We start from the raw sequence: 18,118 nt of genomic DNA, 5'->3' as shown, positions 1-18,118 counted from the left end.
GTGGAGCAACATTTTTTCCTGGGAAGTGACAGAAAAGATACAGATTTATAACGATAAAAGATTTGCTATAAAAGTTTTTATGCAAATTAAAGAATACGCTCAGCAAGTATAAAAGCTACTTTAGTAACGTTTCAGCGACTTGCATAAAATCTTTAGATTTTAAAGTTAACTAACATCAGTAATAGGATAATCTTAAGTTTTGTTTGAAGGGGATACCTATACAGGGCGTAATTCGGTAACAAGAATCAGCGCTTGATTTCACTAAGAATAAATATTTTATTTATAAACTTCCCATTCTTTATAACATTCTGTATCAATACCTAGTGTGTTTGTTTTTAGCCATTCAAATGCTTTAAGGACTAAAGGTGAAGCGTTATCTACTGATACATCTTGCTCTGAAACCCAAACAGCTCCAAGTGAATCTTGTCCATCAAATTGTAGGGGTTCACTCAATTCTCCACCTATTTTATTAACTAAATAATAAACAGCTATATGATGTAAGTCTGTGAACCCATTCCAATTGTTAGGGAGTTGAAAATCAATAACACCAATATTTTTTAGAATTTCAATTTCAACGCCTGTTTCTTCTAGAAATTCTCTTTTCATTGCAATTGATAAACTTTCCCCAGATTCTAGGCTACCACCAGGGAGGTCATAACGGTTTTTATAAGGCCCACCATTTTTATTTATTACTAATAGCTTTTCATTTTCTGAATAAATCCCATATACGCCAAAGGCTCGGTGATAATTTTTGGTTTCCTCCACGATACATTGACTCCTTTACTAAAATATATTTGGTAATATTATACAATATATATTTTAATTTTTCTTTACCTGTTAAATTTAGATCTTGAAAAATTATAAGTTATCAATTTATATTATAAGATCATATTAGGGTGTTGTTGGTTAATAGTTGTAAAAATGGTAAGATGATGGGGATGTTTTGTTATATAAGGGGGATTCAAATGCTATTGTTACAGGCAAAGGGGTTATGTTAAATCCACCAGATGAGGGTACGATGGGAATTGTTTTTGCATATCCTGAAGCGATTAATGCTGAAAAGGAAGTCGAAGTCCGTGAAAGTATTGTTAAAAGATTAAACAGCTTTTTTGCTATGTCAAATCTTGAATTAAATGCAGTCATTATTTGAAAAACATTCTTCAACAATCAGGCAGCAAACAAGGCTATGTGAGCGGCTTTTTTCGTTTGGAGAAAAGTGAAAAATTAGGAGGTAAAATGAAAAGTAAAAAAGTTTATTTAACGATTAACTGGGTCACATTCACTATTATTTTATTGGTAGGTATTTCTACAGCAGCATTGACGCTGTATGATTTAAATACTCAGATTACGTTTGGTGAAGAATCTCAGTCTCGTGCGGGATTCCGATGGGGCATAATACACAAAATTATTTTAATTACAGTTTTCCTGTCAACTTCCTTATTATGTTTTGGTTGGAAACGACTATTCCCCTTTAATGTACCTATTGCAATCATAATAGCTGGTTTATGCTATCAACTATTTTTCTTTACATTTACAATTGGATGGGTCGGTTTTGTAGGGACATTTGGCTTCCTTATCGCATTCATGGTTGGCGTAATATTGATCATTTTTTACTTGGTTTTCAAGTTTCTTGAAATTCGTAAAGCTAATCAGACCTAAATTGTAATTATGTCATACGGATATCACGACTCCTGAATCATCATGCGCTATTCTTCATTAATATAATAATTTAAGCGGTGATGACATGAACCGAAAACGATTACTATTAAAAGCGATGTTAATAGGCCTTCCAATTGTTGTATGCCTTCTTTGGATTACAGGTACTATAAACTTGTGGTTTTATGGAATGGGTGATATTGCGAATAACGTAAAGGATTACTACCTTGAGCTCGAACCCATCGATGGTACGTATACCGTCTTGATTGATTTAAGTGATCCTGAAAGTAACGAAGGAAAAGTTCTTTTTGATGATGGTGAACATCAGATTTACGTATCTGATGTAATTACTCTAAATGAAGCAAATTACGAAGTGTTTTTTCGAACAAGTGGCAAATATAATTTACATGGTGCAACGTTAGTATCAGGTATCGAACATAAACGGGTACAGGGTGGGTTTTCTTTCGATTTTTTAGCAACTGCAAGGGCAAATTATCGTGGCAGCAATTTTAAAATATACGAGTCTGGTACATCTGGAATAAATTATAAAGATGGCGATTCCTTTGGATTGTATTTAATCCCGCATGATACAGAGGTAAATGTAAATATTTCAGAAGATCCTATTATAGAAATTACACTCTCCAATCTTATTATGCATAAATGGGGGAGGAAATAGGGGGAGTGATTAAGGAATACAAATGAGGTATGTAAATGGATTGTCCTTTGATTGACAGTCTAAGTTTACAAACCCTTATTTTATAGTCCAAGTTAGTGTTAGCCTCTCCACTTTAGAAAAAAATGATATTCATTAATCGGGCGTTTTCCCTGAATAAGGAAAGGCTCTTTTTGCATTTTAAGGGCCAAATTTATTTAATACAACGTTCACGAAAATGAGTATATGAGTAAACAAAAATAACCAAGACAATGCCTTGGCTATCTTTTATTTCCATAAGGAATACACATAGGTGTTCCGTATATTGGATCTTCTATAATTTCACAATTTAGTTGGAAAACATCTTGAACGAGCTTTATTGACAAAATATCCTTTGGCTTTCCTTGCGCATATATTCCTTTATTAACAAGGGCGATAATATTGGTAGCATAGCGGCAAGCCAAATTGATGTCATGCAGTACCATTACAATTGTACGATTTTTTTCTTGGTTTAACTTGTACAATAAATCTAATACTTCAATTTGATGTGTGACATCTAAATAGGTTGTTGGTTCATCAAGTAAAATAATATCTGTTTGTTGCGCCAAAGTCATCGCAATCCATGCCCGTTGTCTTTGTCCACCTGAAAGATTTTCAACTTCCATATCCTTAAACTCTATTAAACCTGTGGCAGCAATCGCATGTTCAACAATGAGTTGATCCTCATTAGACCATTGTTTGCGCCAATTTTGATACGGAAATCGTCCTTGTTTCACTAATTGTAGGACGGTTAAACCTTCTGGTGCCATTGGTTGTTGTGGTAAAATGGCTAGTCTCTTAGCAGTATCTTTTGCGGACAATTTCGTAATATCCTCGTTATTTAATAGGATAGATCCACTTTGGGGTTTCAATAATCGAGCAATGGATCTTAGAAGTGTAGATTTCCCGCAACCATTTGCGCCTATTAATACGGTTATTTCTCCTTTAGGCACAACTAAATCTAAAGGCTCGATAATAATTTTTTCACCGTAATTTAACTGTAACTGCTTTGTTTCAATCATTCTTATCAGCCTACCTTTTTTGCATTTTTATTAACAAATAAATAAAGTAAGGTGCCCCTATTGCGGCAGTAAATACCCCTGCGGGAACAACAATAGAACCGAATAAGCTCCGTCCGATCGTATCAGCAAGTACAACTAAAATTCCACCGATACAAGCTGAAGCAGGAATTAGCGAACCAAAGGATGATCCGACTAATTTTCGAGCAATATGTGGAGCCATTAATCCTACAAACCCAATTGTACCCGCAAATGAGACGGCACTCCCTACAAGAGCGGTACATAAAAGTAACAATGCCAGTCTCGTCTTTTGAACATGCTGTCCTAGGCTAGTTGCCACATCATCACCAAATTGCTGTAAATTTAAATAACGAGTAACGAGCAAGGTAATGATGAATAAGCAAGTGACTACGGGAATAATAATTTTCACTTGTTGCCATGTCGCACTATTCACACTTCCGGTAATCCATACATTTGCTTTGCTTGCCTGATAAATCGGGCCAACGAGCATCAATACGGTTGTGACTGCCTGCATAAATGAAGCAATACCAACGCCGATCATTACGAGTCGTGTAGCAGAGACGCCATTTTTCCAAGCTAAACTGTAGACGAGTAGTGCCGTAGCTAAAGCACCGATAAATGCTGCAAACGGCATCCATTCAATACTAACAGTTAGTGAAGAGTTAGCATCGCTAAATATTGCCAAAAACGCAACAACGGCTGTGCCTGCACCAGTTGAAATACCGATTACATCTGGTGAAGCTAAAGGGTTACGTATAATTCCTTGTAAAATTGCACCTGAAATTGCTAAACCCATACCAGCAAATAATGAGATAAAAATTCGTGGCATTCGAAATTCTTGAACGATTAGTGTGTCAAATGCGGAACCATTACCAAAGAGTATCGAAATAACTTTAAGCGGAGCAATAAAGGAATCACCAATCGATAAACTCAAAATAAACGTTAAAACAACTATAAGCAGTAATATGAATAGCTTTTTTACAGCGCTTAAATCTACTAATTGTGAAAAATAATTTGATTGTAAGTTTATTAACTTTTTCATCCTTTATTAAATCCCTTTCTAGCTATATATACAAAGATTGGCGTACCAATTATGGCAGTCATGACGCCCACGGGTACTTCTTGTGGCATGATGATATAGCGTGCACCTAAATCTGCAAATAGTAATAATATCGCTCCAAGAAGTGCAGCTAACGGAATATACCATTGATGTTCCGTACCAATTATTTTGCGTGCAATATGCGGAATGATCAAACCGATAAAGCTTATTGGTCCAGCGATTGCAACTGATCCTCCAGCTAGTAGCACAACAATGAGTACAATTAATAACTTGGTTCTTAGAACATTCAATCCTAGCCCTTTTGCGACATCCTCACCTAAAGACAACAAATTCAATTGTTTCGCCATAATCGCAGTAATAAGCCAGCCTATAGCAAAAAAAGGCAGTACTACCCATAGCATTTGGAGATCCCTTCCTTGTACAGATCCCGCAAGCCAAAATAATACCTGATCGAGCTGTGCTTCATTGATCGCTAACAAGCCTTGAGTGATGGAATAAAACAACGCACCTAGAGCAGTCCCGGCTAAAGTCAAGTTCATAGGCATCATTTCTCCATGACCAATAGAACTAATCGCTAAAATACTAAGGGCCGAAATAGCCGCACCTAAAAATGCGACTAATGTAAAACTAAAGAGACTTGTCATTTGTAAAATACTTATAGCAAGTACTACAAATAAGCCGGCACCAGCATTTATTCCTAATATACCTGGAGAAGCTAAAGGATTTCTTGTCATTGTTTGAAGTAAAGCGCCTGCTATTGCAAGGGAAGCTCCAACAAAAGTGGCAATAAGCGCCCTAGGTAAACGATGCTTAAGAATAATGATATGTTCATTACTTTTGTTAAAATGAAAAAATGCCTCCCAAGTTGTATGTAGATTAGTATTAGCATAGCCATATGTAATACTTAGCACGATCCCTATTATCATCATAATAAAACCAAATAATAATAGAATTACTTTCGATAAGTTACTTTTCATCATATGAATTCCTTTGATTAGAATGAATATTTAAAAAATATGTTGACAGAAGATTCCTAGTCAAATATGATTTAAACTGTCGGAAAATGATAATCATTATCAATTATGTATTAGCACAATAATACTAACACACATATCGGAGGAAGAAAAGTATGAAAATGTCATTGAGTAAGATCTTAGGAATTTTATTATTGTTAACGGTTTGTGTTCTGGCTGCGTGTAACGATTCAGGGGAAACCCAAGAGGCAAGCAGTGCTGAGCCGACAGAGGAAAAATCTACATCATATACAGTAGAGCATGCGATGGGTTCTACAAATATTACATCAACACCTGAAAAAATTGTCGTACTAACAAATGAAGGAACAGAAGCATTACTTGCTTTAGGAATTAAACCGGTTGGCGCGGTATCTTCATGGTCAGGTGAACCTTGGTATGAACATATTGCAGAACAAATGGATGGAGTAGAAGTTGTAGGGCAAGAAACAGCTATCGATTTAGAAGCGATTGCTAAGTTAAAGCCAGATTTAATTATCGGTAATAAAATCCGTCAAGAAGCTGATTATGAAAACTTAAGTAAAATTGCGCCGACTGTTTTTGCTGAAACATTAACAGGACAATGGAAAGATAATTTCTCATTATATGCAGAAGCAGTTAATGCTGTAGATAAAGGCGAAGAAGTATTGGCGAATTATGATGCTAAGATTCAAGAAACAAAAGAATCTTTAGGTGATGTAACTAATCAATCTGTATCTGTCGTTCGTTTTTTATCAGGCACTTCTAGAATTTATTACACTGACTCATTTTCAGGTGTTATTTTAAAAGAATTAGGCTTTAATCGCGTAGGACAGCAAGCGGATTTATTTACTAAAGATAATCAAATGGCAGTAGAAGTCGGTAAAGAATTAATTCCACAAATGGATGGGGATTTGCTATTCTACTTTACTTATCTACCAACAGGAGATGATTCAGCATCTGCAACAGAAGCTGAATGGACAGCTGATCCATTATGGCAAAATCTTAATGCAGTAAAAAATGGCAAAGCTATTAGCGTGAATGATGCTGTTTGGAATACAGCAGGTGGTATTTTAGCAGCTCGAAAAATGCTTGAAGAAATTCAAGAATTATTAGCTCCTTAATTTGAAAGAGCAGACGTTTAGAATTGGTTAAATTGCAATTCTAAAACGTCTGTTTTTTTGTTTAGAATGAAGGTAAAAATGCATGGTGAAGCTATTCGAAAATAATTACAAACAAATTAGAGGGAAATACCGCCTTCTTATCTAATCATTATGTAATACCTATCACTGGAAGGAGTAGCGCAAATGTATCAATATTTTAATGGTTTCGTAATTAGAGAAGGTACTGATGTTCCAGCAGACTTTGTTGAGTCCTTGTTTAAAGACGCTGGATGGGCAAAAAATATTCCATCGTGGCAAAAAGAAAAATACTCACTCATCTTTAAAAATTCCACTTGGGCATTTACTGTTTGGGATAATGAGAGAATGATTGCAATGGTGAGAGTGATATCCGATCAAATCATGGCAGCAAATATAATGGATTTAGTCGTTTTAACAGAATATAGAGGCAAAGGGTTAGGGAAAAAACTTGTTGAGTTATGTATTCAAAAACTTCCGCATGGGGATTGGTTTGCGCACACTTCAGCAAACAATTTTAAATTTTACGAGAGCTGCGGATTGGAAGTTAAAGACGTATCAACCCATGGTACTTGTGTATATTATGGCTATATACAAGCTAGGAAAGATGGACACCGTTAAAACCTTTTCTTCAGATAGAAGTGGGCAAGTAAACTTATTTGGGGCAGTATTAGTAGAGATAATAAGTAAAGTTTATAATTTACTTAATAGGCGCAATTCTTGGATAGGATCGCGCTTGTCTTTGCCAAACCAATCTTTTAAGATATGTTTCCAAATGACGGTTTCGATGTATTTAAATTTATAAAGTTCATAGTGGAAAATTAGACTTTTTAAATGGAGGAGAAAAATGACTACAACTTATGTTAATTGGGGAAAATCAAGAGTTAAACTAACTTGGGAAAAAAATACTTTACTTCCTCAATCTAATTTGATTACAAGTGTACACGGTTTTTGTTTTAAAGAAGATCAACTGTTACTAGTCGACTTAAAGGATCGAGGGTGGGATTTTCCGGGAGGACATATCGAACCAGAGGAAACTCCAGAGGAATGCTTTAAACGGGAAGCTTTGGAAGAGGGCTATATTGAAGGGGAATGTGAGTTATTGGGACATATAATTGTAGACCATGGCGAGAATCCAATGTGGATAGAAGGGAGTCAATATCCTAAAATTGGTTATCAGGTTTTCTACAAAATGAATATCACAAAATTGTTACCATTTGAAGGTAAATATGAATCGACCCGACGTATTTTTATAAACCCTAACGGTATTTCCGACTATTATTCAAAATGGAATGGGCTTTATCAGGAAATAATGGACTGTGCTATACAATAAATGCCGTATGAAATTTTATACATATACCGTTCATAACTAAGGACACAGAAAAATGATTTTACGCAAGGAAATACACAACGGTCTTATAACATTTTAGTTATGCTTTAATTTATAACTCCTACAATCGGATGTTATCTTTGAAATAAATAAGGATAAGCGCTCATCTTCATTTTAGGAATAGATTTGAAGATTGGTTGGGGTAATAATATGTAATAATTAAAGGCAGTTTTTACATTAGATTAGCTCTTCCAATAATGAAAAGGTACTTTTGAAATAACAGAGACAAAAGTACCTACACACTAAATTTAAGGTTTTAAAACCACTTTAATGCAATCTTCTTGTTTTGTATCGAATATTTCATAGCCATGTTTTGCTTTTTCAAGAGGGAGGACATGTGTGATGATATCACCTGCATTCACTTTACCATCAGCAATTAAATTATAGACATGAGGCATAAGATGAACAACTGGTGCTTGTCCAGTACGTATCGCTACATTGCGTTGGAAAATATCACCGAGTGGGAAGGCATTATATCGCCCACCATAAACACCGGTAATTTGGATTGTTCCACCTTTACGTACAGCTTGACTGGCTGTGACTATCGCTCCCATTGCGCCACTTTGCAGTTTTACGCCACTTGCCAGAAACTCTAGAGGCGTCATTTTTCCGCTCATCCCGACACAATCAATGACAACGTCTGCGCCGCCTTTTGTAATCTCTTTCAAATATTCACCACAATTTTCATGGTCTTCAAAATTAACGATTTCCACTTTATTTGTCTTCTTTGCATGTTTGAGACGATATCCGATGTAGTCAACTGCGATTACTCTTTCCGCACCTTTTAACCAAGTAAATTTTTGCGCCAATAGCCCAACTGGTCCGCAGCCAAGAATAACAACCGTATCTCCTTTTTTTACACCGGCATTCTCTACACTCCAAAAAGCAGTAGAGGCAGCATCGGCAAGGAGAACAAGACTTTCATCAGGAACTTCTGATTTTTCCGGAATTTTGAAAGGGAGAAAATTGCCATAGGGAACGCGCATATACTCTGCCTGTCCTCCCGGAAAACCGCCTGTAGTGTCTGAATAGCCAAAGTAGGCACCCATTTCACCATTGTCATTGGAATTATCACATTGGCTTTCCAGCTCGTGATTGCAGTACCAGCATTGACCACAGGCAATATTAAAAGGAATAATAACCCGATCACCCTTTTTTACCTTCGTCACATCCTTGCCGACTTCTTCTACAATTCCCATCGGTTCATGGCCAATAACATAATCTTGTCCAAGATTTGGAATCATTCCATGAATCAAATGCAAGTCTGACCCGCAAATGGCCGTTGTTGTTAGGCGGACAATAATATCATCGGCTTTTTTTATTTTAGGGTCTTGTACTTCTTTAACCTCAACATTTTTAACACCTTGATAAGTAACAGCTTTCATTAAAAAATCCCTCTTTTTTTAGTTAATTTTTTGGTGGGGTAGGGAACATTCCTTTACGATTCATGCTCTTAGGGAATAATTCCAACTGTGCAATACTAATCGCATTTTCTGCTGATTTAATATCCAGTTCTTTTTGACCTTCAAGATTAAAGGGCTTCAGCCATTCTTTTTTTTGCATTAGATCAGAAATCTCAAAATATAAATCAATCATGACATCTAGCTGAGTTCTCATGATTTTTTGAAGTGCAGGGGAAGCAGTTTCAGTTAAGGCGATTGAAAGATTTCGAATACCCGTTTTGGTAGTAAGTAAAAACTCAAGCGCAACTCCCGAATCAGTTAATTCAGGCATTCCAACTGAATTTATAGGATCTAAATAGTCTTGCATATCATTGTCCTCCTAATATTCTAATTCTGATTTAGAGTAAAGCTTAACCATGGCAGTGAGTGCTGGGGTAGATAATTTAACATTTTTGTCTAATAAGGCTCTTAAATCATCATCAAAGACAACCCCTTGACTCAGCTTCGATTTGAGTAAACTCGTTGTCATAAAGTTTATGACTTCATGAAATTCCATTGTTTCATGAAGTGCTAATTTTTTTTCTAACACGTTTAGCACACCTCCAGATTTTCCTTTAAAAAGTTACCATGATGAAAGTCTACCCTGTAGAAGTCTATATATACATTTAGGTTTTGGATTAGAAATGAAGATACTAAAGAAAAATAATATCCACATCAAAAGCTTTTAACTTACCATCCTTGGTTAGAGTAGGAGTTACTTATAAAAGGATTGCTTCTTTGTTATTGAATATAGGATGAGCAGATAATTAGTACTTCACCATCCATTAAAGTATTAATGTGATATTTGGATACTTATCTTCAAATCCTACATAAAATGCACCTCAGTATTCCTAAATCTATATGGATTGATAGAAAATTTTGTATAAAAGGGCGGTATGATTGAAATAACTGTAGAAAAGCAAAGAAAGGTATCGGTGCCATGTTTTCATTTTTTAAAGGGAAAAGGGAAATGAAGAATATTAAAAATCAGCAGGGAAATAGCCCTACTGAATCTACTCATAAATCGTCGAATAACATCGATACCTCATTGTCCATGAATGTGGAAATCATTAAAAAAAGAACAGGTAATAGTTCAGATATTGTAATCAGACCGGTTAAACTGGGGAAATTCCCTAAGGTTAAAACGAAAATTGTGTATATTAAAGGGCTGGTAGATAATCAAACTGTTAACGATTTTTTAATAGAAGCGATGATAGATATTCCTGCATCCCAAGAACAGAATACTCAACAGGAGGTAATCGATATGATTGCCGAAGATGTTGTAGCTGTCGGTGAGATAAAAAAATCAAGGGACTGGGACGAACTATTCACAGAATTGATGTCAGGAAATACAATTATATTTATCGAGGGCAATAACGCAGCTCTAAGTGTCAGTACTCAAGGTGGGGAAAGACGTTCCATTCAAGAATCGACTACCAATGTCTCTATTCGTGGGTCGAAAGAAGCGTTTAATGAATCAATTGAGACTAATATCGCTCTGGTACGTCGGATTATCAATACGCCAGATTTGTGGATTGAAACTATGAAAATTGGCAAAATGACGAAAACAGATGTTTCCATCATGTATATAAATGGCATAGCAAAAAATGAAATCGTCGAAGAAGTACGTAAACGTTTAAAAAGAATTGACATCGATGGCGTTCTGGAATCCGGATTTATAGAACAGCTGATTGAAGATCAGACAAAGACCACATTCCCAACTATACATCATACAGATAGGCCAGATGGAGTGGCAGGTAATCTTCTTGAAGGGAGGATTGCCATTTTTGTAAATGGGACTCCTTTTGTGCTGATGGTACCAGCCTTATTTATTGACTTTTTTCAATCGGTTGAGGATTACTATGAACGTTTTGACATCTCAACAGCCATTCGTTTATTGCGTACCATCATCTTCTTTATATCCTTAGTTGGGCCTGCAGTTTACATCGCTGCGACTACCTTTCACCAGGAGATGATTCCAACAAAACTAGCCGTCATTGTTGCCGCTCAGCGAGAATCTGTTCCTTTTCCTGCATTTGTCGAGGCACTCATCATGGAAATTACATTTGAAATTTTAAGAGAAGCAGGTTTAAGAATGCCAAAAGCGATAGGTTCTACGATTTCCATTGTAGGTGCGCTTGTCATTGGGCAAGCAGCGATTCAGGCAGGTATTGTTTCACCAGTTATGGTCATTGTCGTCTCTATTACTGCGATTGCCAGTTTTGCAACTCCTTCCTATGCGGTTGCAATATCTGCACGTTTGGTTAGATTTATGTTTATGGTCAGCGCAGCAACGTTCGGTTTTTACGGAATGATTCTGGCGTTTATCATCCTTGTCGTCCACTTATCCAGCTTACGTTCATTTGGTGTTCCATATATGACACCCCTTGCACCATTCATTAAAGAAGAAGTTGGGGATACCATTGTCCGAAGACAACTTTGGGATTACAAGAAAAGACCAAAGTTAATCAGTGGCAGAAATAAAGTCCGGCAAGGGGAAAATCAGAAACCACACCCTCCAGAACCTCGTACCATGAATAATTCTGACTATGAGAAAGGAGAATGAAATGAATCGTAAACCGATTTCTCTTTACTTACTAATAGCAAGTGTCTCATTCCTTTCGGGTTGTTGGAGTCAAAAAGAGTTAAATGAACTGGCAATCATTTCTGCCACGTCTATTGATAAAAATGAAGAGGGGCAATACATTAAGACCATTCAACTGATCAATCCATCAAATGTAGCAGGGGGGCTACAGGGTGGAGGTGGTGGGCAAAGTCCTGCTGTTACCGTTTACTCTGCAACAGGAGATAGTGTACTTGAAGCCCATTTCAACGCATCAGCCAAAATCTCTCGAAAGCTGTACCATTCTCATGCAAATTTAATTGTATTGAGTGAAGATGTTGTACGAGAGGATGGACTAGAAAATGTTTTAGATGCCTTCGAACGGGATCCGGAAATCCGATCAACAGCCAGGGTTGTGATTGCTCATAATACAAAAGCTGGCGATTTGCTTAAATCTTTGACAGCCGTTGATAAAATTCCAGCTGATAAAGTGAACGGAACTTTGGAAGTTACTGAACAATCTAGGGGTGTAAATTTGGAAGTGACTCTTCAGGATGTTATGAAGGCACTTACCTCCGAAGGGAAAGAACCGGTAATCAGTGGTTTTAGTATGAATGGAGATATTGAGCTTGGGAAAAGTATGGAGAATGTCCAGAAATCAGAACTCGATACTACTCTGGAAGCAGATGGAGTGGCCATATTCAAAGAAGGAAAGTTGATTGACTGGTATCAAGATGAAATGGCCAAAGGGGTAATATGGATACTGGATAAAATCAAAGAAACTGATGTAGAACTGGACAGGGATGAAAAGAAAAACGTCATCGTTTACCATGTTCTTCGGCAAAAAACAAAGGTTTCTGCAGACACAACAAAAGACATTCCTACCATTACAATTCATGTACGTGCTGAAGGTGATGTTCGCGAAGTAAGGGAACCCATTAACCTGAAGGATCCAAAAGTTTTATTGGAATTAGAAAAAGAACTGGAAGAAAAAATCAAGACACAGTTAGTTGATACGATTAAACGTACACAACAAAATAAAACCGATATTTTTGGGTTTGGCGAAGAAGTTCATCGTACCGACCCTAAAAAGTGGAAGAAACTGAAAAATGATTGGAACAACACTTACTTTCCAGAACTAAACATACAAGTAAAAGTTGAAGCTTTTGTTAGGCGTAGTGGCCTAAGATCAAATTCAATTTTATCGAATTTGAAAGATTAAGCACTGAAATGGAGGGGGATTTATTGGAAAAGGCAAAAATTAGCACGTATCAGCTTTTCGTGCTCATTTTCTTACTTGAAATTGGCAGTGCCATTTTAGTCCCTCTTGCTATTGAAGCGAAACAGGATGCTTGGCTGGCAGTTTTGATTGGGCTGGCAGGAGGCTGTTGTTTATTTTGGATTTATCATAGCCTTTATTCATATTATCCGGAAATTCCGCTTACTGAATATATACAGCAAATATTAGGGAGTTTTTTAGGAAAGGTTTTGGCCTTTTTTTATGTTCTTTATTTTATGTATATTGCAGCGAGAGTCCTAAGGGATTTTGGAGAAATGCTAATCATTGTCTTCTATCCGCAAACACCATTGTTTATCATGAATGTACTGATGGTATTAGTGGTTGTGTATACAATTAGTAAAGGAATTGAGGTTATTGCGCGAACAGGAGAACTACTATTTATAATCATGATGTTGATTGGCATAAGTGGCACCGTTTTAATTATTATTTCTGGCATTATTGAAATATCTAACCTAGAACCAATGCTCGAAGAAGGAATAAAGCCTGTCATAAAAACGGCATTTACTCAAACCCTATTTTTCCCTTTTGGTGAAGTCATTGTATTTGCCATGGTTTTGCCCTATTTGAACCAAAAATCAAAGGCGATGAAAACCGGTTTACTTGGCCTAGGTCTGAGTGGATTGATCATAGCGCTAATTATGGCTATGAACATCAGTGTACTCGGTGTAAACCTCATTTCACGATCACATTTCCCCCTACTTTCAACCATACAAACCATTGAATTTGCAGGTTTTTTACAACGGCTAGATATTACATTTATGCTATCGACGGTAATCGGAGGTTTCTTTAAAATCAGTATGTATTTCTATGCTTCGATGGTAGGCACTGCAAATTTATTCAATATAAAAAATTCAGCTCAGTTGGCGTATCCATTGGGGTTGCTCCTGTTAGTTTTATCTATAACCATTGCCAGCAATTTTTCTGAACATGTTTATGAAGGATTACAGATTGTCCCATTGTATGTGCATCTTCCTTTTCAAGTGATTATTCCTGTTCTTCTTCTTATTATTGCTTTTTTTAAAAACAGGAATAAGCAACGCAAACGTATTCGTAATTAAATGGTAATTTTCGCTTTTGGAGTGTGATAAAGATTGAAAATCCTCGGTATTTCCATTTTGATGTTCTTATTATTATCTGGCATTTCTATTGGTATGGACAGTCTTTTAGGGTTTGACTTAAAAACTTCATTTAAGAATGCCGTAAATCCTTTTTTGGTGATGGAGGTAACTGAAATTATTATTTTTTATTTCCTTATCATTATTTGGGTTTATTGTTCAATTCGTTTATTTCTTATAAAAAGAAGTAAGAAACAATAATCAAAAATTCCAATTTAGGATTTTGTGTAATATGGTGCCACCGCGCACAATAAAATTTTTTCATCATATATAGTTGATATCCGTTTGAATAAGTGAGGAGGATATCATGCAACCTATGTTACCTATGGAAAAATATTTTGGACAGTTTGAACTGGTGCATGCTTTTTATGGGGCAATGCCTACAGGTGTCAGTATTTCCGAAACCGGTCGTATTTTTGTTTGCTTTCCGAAATGGGGAGATGAAGTTCAATTTACTGTGGGGGAAATTGTGGACGGCGTATTGATGCCCTATCCCAATTTAGAAACCAATATGAATAATACAGGTAATAGTGCAATGTCTTTCGTAAGTGTCCAAAGTATAGTTGCTGATGGAAGAGGGACACTTTGGGTACTAGATACAGGGGCACCCAATTTTTCTGAACCTATTCTAGGGGGGGCAAAATTAGTAGCTGTTGATTTAAGTACGAATACAATAAAGAGAATATATCTTTTTACAGAGGATGTTGTCTTACCAACAACTTACCTGAATGATGTTCGTTTGGATTTTCGAGTTGGAAGAGGAGGGTATGCCTATATAACGGATTCTTCTTCAAGAGGGCCAGGGGCTATTATCGTTCTAGATTTAGATAATGGGAATGCGTTTAGAAGGTTAAATGGGGCAATATCAACTTCTCCTGATCCCTATTTTTTACCAAAAGTAGAAGGTGAAATATTGATGAATCGAAATCCGGACGGCACTACTTTCCCCTTTAGATTGGCTTCCGATAGTTTAGCGATTTCTCCTGATGGAAAGGTGTTATTTTATGCTCCACTAACTAGCCGTCAATTGTTCTCGATCTCAACAGAAGCACTAAGAGACAGAAGTATACTGGACATGAATTTATCCCAATATGTACAGTATTGGGGCGAAAAAGGTGCGTCTGACGGAATGATCACCAGTGAAAAAGGAACAGTTTATGCGGGAGATTATGAAAATAATAGTATCCGGAAATTATTACCGAATGGTGAAATGGAAACTATCGCACATGACCCTAGAATTTTATGGCCGGATACTTTTTCGATTGGCCCCGATCAGTATTTATATGTCATTGTGAACCAATTACACCGGCAGGCAAGATTTCATTATGGAAGAGACCTCAGGAAAAAACCATATAGTTTACTTCGTATGAGAATTGATGAATTCCCTGCTCCTACCTTTTCATAACGGTTTTAAACGAAGGTAGGCCATCGTTTTACAGTGAACTACCATTTTAAAGTAAAGAAGAAGCAATTAATTAAAAGTAAATTTCCATAGCCCCAGGAAGGATACTGATTACAAGAAATGTATTAATCAATCTGATAAAAGTCTTTAATCTTAAACCACTTCAACAATTTACCCACGTCCTTCTTTCTTTTGAATGTCACTTAATTCTGTTTTTGAAGAAGTTATAGTCGATGAGGTTTCAATATATAATAACCCTGTAAGTAAGGTACTCCCATTTCTTTAGCAATTTGAAATTCTTCCTTCGTCTCTATTCCCTCAAGAACAACGTACATATTTATCTTAATGGGGGTATTAGTTGAATATCGACCTTTATCAATCGGGTGCAGTACCTTCTTAAATAGAAAAATGCCTTATTCAATTATAGGGCCATATTGTTTTATAACAATCTGTTAAGTTAAGTTAACAAACGACGTTTTGGTAGCATCTAATATACAAATCATCGTATATTTTTATAAAATTAAGTGAATTCATTAATTATATAAATGGTAGTAGGAGTTGTTGAAGATGTTAGATAAAATAAAAGGTTCATTAGTTATAGGTAAACACCAGAATTCTTTTTAATCTTACTTATGTGGGCAATTGGAGCACTATTGATATGGAATATATTCGCTAAATCAAAGTTAGAAAATACTTCTAATTTTAAAATTATATTTAATAACCTATTACTTTGGATAACTATCCCAATTGGATTTTTATTCGCACATTTCTTTATATAAGAATATAGGGGGAAAGGGAAAAGTATTAGGCATGTACACGTAACAAAGAAACAAGAAACTGCATTGAAATAAAAATGTAGCGATGCATCAAAAAATGAACAGCAATTCACTGTTCATTTATTTTTCATATTAATGTGAAAGTCTCCTATGCAGAAAGAAAGAGATTAAAAAGGCAATGATTAAAACGGGAATTGCGTATATTTGGCCGATTAGCAATTTCCAACCTATCGTATTGTATCCATCAGAAGCAGGTAGCATAACAGCGATTATACAAACAATTAAATAAACTAATAATGGAACTATTATTTTTTTCATTTATTCATTCAACTCCTTTATACATTTGTTATATACTTATTTTACAAAAATTATCAAAGTAATTCTACTACGCGAGTACCCTTTATCTTTTTTAATACCGAAAAAGTAATCTTACATTTACAAATGGCTGGCTTACATACGAAACAGCGCGAAAGTGAGCAGACCATACCTTCAAGGAAAGTAATCATACAAAGGTTTAGGAATGATTCATTTATGTAATATTTGTAATGTATGTAATAATATTATTTTTATCCCCTAAATTAAACATTCTTTAATTGCTTTATAAGCATTTTTTATCCATTACTAAATTGTGTTACTATCTCCTAACCGTTTTATTCATTTTAGAGGAATACTAGGCCCATTTAATACAATGATTTAGGAACTTTCCCCAACAATAGATTAAGAAATTTAATGGTAATTTAAATATAATGTAATAACGAATTAATTCCTTTATATTACAATTAATATTAAATAAGGAGGGGTTAGATGTTAGTTAAAAATAATGAGGATTTATATGAATTACTAGATTCTTTGTTAAGAGAGCCAACAGAATTTTGGAATACATTCTATAAAGATAAAGAAAAAAATGTCCCATTTTTTTGTGATAAACCTGACGAACATTTGGTTAAATATATGGAAAGACAAATTATTAAGCCTCGTAAGGTACTTGAAATTGGCTGTGGGAATGGGCGAAACGCTATTTATCTAGCTCAAAAAGGTTGTACTGTAACCGCTGTAGATTTATCACAACGAGCAATTGATTGGGCAAAAGAGCAAGCAGAGGTCAATAATGTAAACATTCAATTTGTTTGTGAGAATATCTTTAATTTAAATCTGGAATTACAAGAGTTTGATTACATATATGATTCCGGTTGTTTTCATCACCTATCACCACATCGAAGAGTTTCTTACATTCAATTTATCAACAAATATTTAAAGAATGATGGTTATTTTTCAATTAGTGCATTTAAAGAAAATGGAAAGTACGGTGGGTCATCGCTATCCGATAAACAATATTATATGGATCGAACTTTATACGGTGGTTTGGGATATTCCAAAGAAAAGTTACAGATCCTTTTTTCGGAATTCCAAGAAATTGAGATACGTGATATGCAGCACAATAATTTAAATCACGATGAATTTGGTCTTGAGGATTTTATTGTATGCACTTTTAAAAAAGTATAACTCCAGATTAAATTGCGTGTTTATAGAAGCGACCTACAATCGGTTTAGGGTG

The 18,118-nt window shown here is 35.6% G+C and carries 21 protein-coding genes; 12 read left to right on the top strand and 9 right to left on the bottom strand.

Going from position 1 to position 18,118, the window contains the following annotated elements; translation table 11 throughout:
• Positions 1–276 precede the first annotated feature (276 nt).
• The gene (locus CBM15_RS09755; RefSeq protein ID WP_087617336.1) at positions 277–765 is read right to left on the bottom strand and encodes an NUDIX hydrolase; all 489 of its coding nucleotides are present in this window, start codon (positions 763–765) and stop codon (positions 277–279) included.
• Between the two features lie 178 nt (positions 766–943).
• Between CBM15_RS09755 and CBM15_RS09750 the strand changes: the two genes are divergently transcribed.
• The 3 genes from CBM15_RS09750 to CBM15_RS09740 all read left to right on the top strand — a co-directional run bounded on the left by CBM15_RS09750 (position 944) and on the right by CBM15_RS09740 (position 2,332).
• On the top strand, positions 944–1,150 hold the full coding sequence (locus CBM15_RS09750; protein ID WP_087617335.1) for a hypothetical protein: 207 nt from the start codon (positions 944–946) through the stop codon (positions 1,148–1,150).
• 86 nt (positions 1,151–1,236) lie between these two features.
• On the top strand, positions 1,237–1,659 hold the full coding sequence (locus CBM15_RS09745; RefSeq protein WP_087617391.1) for an RND transporter: 423 nt from the start codon (positions 1,237–1,239) through the stop codon (positions 1,657–1,659).
• Between the two features lie 85 nt (positions 1,660–1,744).
• Positions 1,745–2,332 (top strand): hypothetical protein, encoded by a 588-nt coding sequence (locus CBM15_RS09740; RefSeq protein WP_087617334.1) that lies wholly within the window; start codon positions 1,745–1,747, stop codon positions 2,330–2,332.
• Positions 2,333–2,589: 257 nt separating this feature from the next.
• On the opposite strand, the gene CBM15_RS09735 is transcribed toward CBM15_RS09740, so the two are convergent.
• From CBM15_RS09735 to CBM15_RS09725, 3 genes are read right to left on the bottom strand one after another with little or no spacing between them, the layout of a single operon-like run.
• Positions 2,590–3,369: an ABC transporter ATP-binding protein gene (locus tag CBM15_RS09735; protein WP_087617333.1), complete on the bottom strand. Its 780-nt coding sequence runs from the start codon at positions 3,367–3,369 to the stop codon at positions 2,590–2,592.
• Between the two features lie 10 nt (positions 3,370–3,379).
• Positions 3,380–4,429, bottom strand: a complete 1,050-nt coding sequence (locus CBM15_RS09730) for a FecCD family ABC transporter permease (RefSeq protein WP_239534661.1) — start codon at positions 4,427–4,429, stop codon at positions 3,380–3,382.
• Positions 4,426–5,427, bottom strand: coding sequence for a FecCD family ABC transporter permease (locus CBM15_RS09725; RefSeq protein WP_087617332.1), 1,002 nt, complete (start codon positions 5,425–5,427; stop codon positions 4,426–4,428). Before CBM15_RS09725 ends, CBM15_RS09730 begins: the two co-directional genes overlap by 4 nt.
• Before the next feature lie 149 nt (positions 5,428–5,576).
• On the opposite strand from CBM15_RS09725, the gene CBM15_RS09720 reads away from it, so the two are divergent.
• From CBM15_RS09720 to CBM15_RS09710, 3 genes are all read left to right on the top strand, one after another.
• A complete protein-coding gene (locus CBM15_RS09720; protein WP_087617331.1) occupies positions 5,577–6,560 on the top strand; it encodes an ABC transporter substrate-binding protein in 984 nt (327 codons plus the stop codon).
• A 183-nt stretch (positions 6,561–6,743) separates the two neighbouring features.
• On the top strand, positions 6,744–7,196 hold the full coding sequence (locus CBM15_RS09715) for a GNAT family N-acetyltransferase (protein WP_087617330.1): 453 nt from the start codon (positions 6,744–6,746) through the stop codon (positions 7,194–7,196).
• 226 nt (positions 7,197–7,422) lie between these two features.
• Complete coding sequence (locus tag CBM15_RS09710; RefSeq protein ID WP_087617329.1) at positions 7,423–7,908, top strand: NUDIX hydrolase; 486 nt, start codon at positions 7,423–7,425, stop codon at positions 7,906–7,908.
• 305 nt (positions 7,909–8,213) lie between these two features.
• Here the strand turns inward: CBM15_RS09710 and CBM15_RS09705 are convergent, their stop codons facing one another.
• Genes CBM15_RS09705 through CBM15_RS09695 form a run of 3 tightly spaced genes read right to left on the bottom strand, consistent with a single transcriptional unit; the run spans position 8,214 to position 9,957 of the window.
• On the bottom strand, positions 8,214–9,350 hold the full coding sequence (locus tag CBM15_RS09705; RefSeq protein WP_087617328.1) for a zinc-dependent alcohol dehydrogenase: 1,137 nt from the start codon (positions 9,348–9,350) through the stop codon (positions 8,214–8,216).
• Positions 9,351–9,372: 22 nt separating this feature from the next.
• Complete coding sequence (locus CBM15_RS09700) at positions 9,373–9,735, bottom strand: spore coat protein (RefSeq protein WP_008407171.1); 363 nt, start codon at positions 9,733–9,735, stop codon at positions 9,373–9,375.
• A gap of 12 nt (positions 9,736–9,747) precedes the next feature.
• Positions 9,748–9,957: a hypothetical protein gene (locus CBM15_RS09695; RefSeq protein ID WP_008407170.1), complete on the bottom strand. Its 210-nt coding sequence runs from the start codon at positions 9,955–9,957 to the stop codon at positions 9,748–9,750.
• A gap of 390 nt (positions 9,958–10,347) precedes the next feature.
• On the opposite strand from CBM15_RS09695, the gene CBM15_RS09690 reads away from it, so the two are divergent.
• The 5 genes from CBM15_RS09690 to CBM15_RS09670 all read left to right on the top strand — a co-directional run bounded on the left by CBM15_RS09690 (position 10,348) and on the right by CBM15_RS09670 (position 15,790).
• On the top strand, positions 10,348–11,973 hold the full coding sequence (locus CBM15_RS09690) for a spore germination protein (protein WP_087617327.1): 1,626 nt from the start codon (positions 10,348–10,350) through the stop codon (positions 11,971–11,973).
• Between the two features lies 1 nt (position 11,974).
• Complete coding sequence (locus CBM15_RS09685; protein WP_087617326.1) at positions 11,975–13,192, top strand: Ger(x)C family spore germination protein; 1,218 nt, start codon at positions 11,975–11,977, stop codon at positions 13,190–13,192.
• Between the two features lie 23 nt (positions 13,193–13,215).
• Positions 13,216–14,328: a GerAB/ArcD/ProY family transporter gene (locus CBM15_RS09680; protein ID WP_158100202.1), complete on the top strand. Its 1,113-nt coding sequence runs from the start codon at positions 13,216–13,218 to the stop codon at positions 14,326–14,328.
• 33 nt (positions 14,329–14,361) lie between these two features.
• Positions 14,362–14,586, top strand: coding sequence for a YczF family membrane protein (locus CBM15_RS19715; RefSeq protein WP_087617324.1), 225 nt, complete (start codon positions 14,362–14,364; stop codon positions 14,584–14,586).
• 106 nt (positions 14,587–14,692) lie between these two features.
• Positions 14,693–15,790 carry an L-dopachrome tautomerase-related protein gene (locus tag CBM15_RS09670; RefSeq protein WP_087617323.1) on the top strand — a complete coding sequence of 366 codons (1,098 nt, stop codon included), beginning with the start codon at positions 14,693–14,695 and terminating at the stop codon, positions 15,788–15,790.
• A gap of 221 nt (positions 15,791–16,011) precedes the next feature.
• Here the strand turns inward: CBM15_RS09670 and CBM15_RS19690 are convergent, their stop codons facing one another.
• Together CBM15_RS19690 and CBM15_RS09660 are read right to left on the bottom strand one after the other, a co-directional pair.
• Positions 16,012–16,122, bottom strand: coding sequence for an EAL domain-containing protein (locus CBM15_RS19690; RefSeq protein ID WP_087617322.1), 111 nt, complete (start codon positions 16,120–16,122; stop codon positions 16,012–16,014).
• A gap of 573 nt (positions 16,123–16,695) precedes the next feature.
• Entirely contained in the window at positions 16,696–16,881 is a 186-nt protein-coding gene (locus tag CBM15_RS09660; protein WP_087617321.1) for a DUF4017 family protein, read from the bottom strand.
• Positions 16,882–17,367: 486 nt separating this feature from the next.
• Here CBM15_RS09660 and CBM15_RS09655 point away from each other — a divergent pair, with 486 nt between their 5' ends.
• Positions 17,368–18,066 carry a class I SAM-dependent methyltransferase gene (locus CBM15_RS09655; RefSeq protein WP_087617320.1) on the top strand — a complete coding sequence of 233 codons (699 nt, stop codon included), beginning with the start codon at positions 17,368–17,370 and terminating at the stop codon, positions 18,064–18,066.
• Positions 18,067–18,118: the final 52 nt, after the last annotated feature.

The sequence above is a fragment of the Solibacillus kalamii genome (assembly GCF_002174535.1).
Classification (GTDB): Bacteria; Bacillota; Bacilli; order Bacillales_A; family Planococcaceae; genus Solibacillus; species Solibacillus silvestris.
The sequence above is the reverse complement of the archived record's forward strand: the minus strand, read 5'-3'. Positions and strand labels throughout refer to the sequence as shown.

Excerpts from the sequence above, each read along its gene's own strand:
- CBM15_RS09730 (WP_239534661.1), bottom strand. The coding sequence starts at position 4,429 with ATGAAAAAGTTAATAAACTTACAATCAAATTATTTTTCACAATTAGTA.
- CBM15_RS09700 (WP_008407171.1), bottom strand. The coding sequence starts at position 9,735 with ATGCAAGACTATTTAGATCCTATAAATTCAGTTGGAATGCCTGAATTA.
- CBM15_RS09740 (WP_087617334.1), top strand. The coding sequence starts at position 1,745 with ATGAACCGAAAACGATTACTATTAAAAGCGATGTTAATAGGCCTTCCA.
- CBM15_RS19690 (WP_087617322.1), bottom strand. The coding sequence starts at position 16,122 with ATGTACGTTGTTCTTGAGGGAATAGAGACGAAGGAAGAATTTCAAATT.
- CBM15_RS09720 (WP_087617331.1), top strand. The coding sequence starts at position 5,577 with ATGAAAATGTCATTGAGTAAGATCTTAGGAATTTTATTATTGTTAACG.
- CBM15_RS09735 (WP_087617333.1), bottom strand. The coding sequence starts at position 3,369 with ATGATTGAAACAAAGCAGTTACAGTTAAATTACGGTGAAAAAATTATT.
- CBM15_RS09685 (WP_087617326.1), top strand. The coding sequence starts at position 11,975 with ATGAATCGTAAACCGATTTCTCTTTACTTACTAATAGCAAGTGTCTCA.
- CBM15_RS09710 (WP_087617329.1), top strand. The coding sequence starts at position 7,423 with ATGACTACAACTTATGTTAATTGGGGAAAATCAAGAGTTAAACTAACT.
- CBM15_RS09725 (WP_087617332.1), bottom strand. The coding sequence starts at position 5,427 with ATGATGAAAAGTAACTTATCGAAAGTAATTCTATTATTATTTGGTTTT.
- CBM15_RS09690 (WP_087617327.1), top strand. The coding sequence starts at position 10,348 with ATGTTTTCATTTTTTAAAGGGAAAAGGGAAATGAAGAATATTAAAAAT.
- CBM15_RS09715 (WP_087617330.1), top strand. The coding sequence starts at position 6,744 with ATGTATCAATATTTTAATGGTTTCGTAATTAGAGAAGGTACTGATGTT.
- CBM15_RS09670 (WP_087617323.1), top strand. The coding sequence starts at position 14,693 with ATGCAACCTATGTTACCTATGGAAAAATATTTTGGACAGTTTGAACTG.
- CBM15_RS09745 (WP_087617391.1), top strand. The coding sequence starts at position 1,237 with ATGAAAAGTAAAAAAGTTTATTTAACGATTAACTGGGTCACATTCACT.
- CBM15_RS09705 (WP_087617328.1), bottom strand. The coding sequence starts at position 9,350 with ATGAAAGCTGTTACTTATCAAGGTGTTAAAAATGTTGAGGTTAAAGAA.
- CBM15_RS09655 (WP_087617320.1), top strand. The coding sequence starts at position 17,368 with ATGTTAGTTAAAAATAATGAGGATTTATATGAATTACTAGATTCTTTG.
- CBM15_RS09660 (WP_087617321.1), bottom strand. The coding sequence starts at position 16,881 with ATGAAAAAAATAATAGTTCCATTATTAGTTTATTTAATTGTTTGTATA.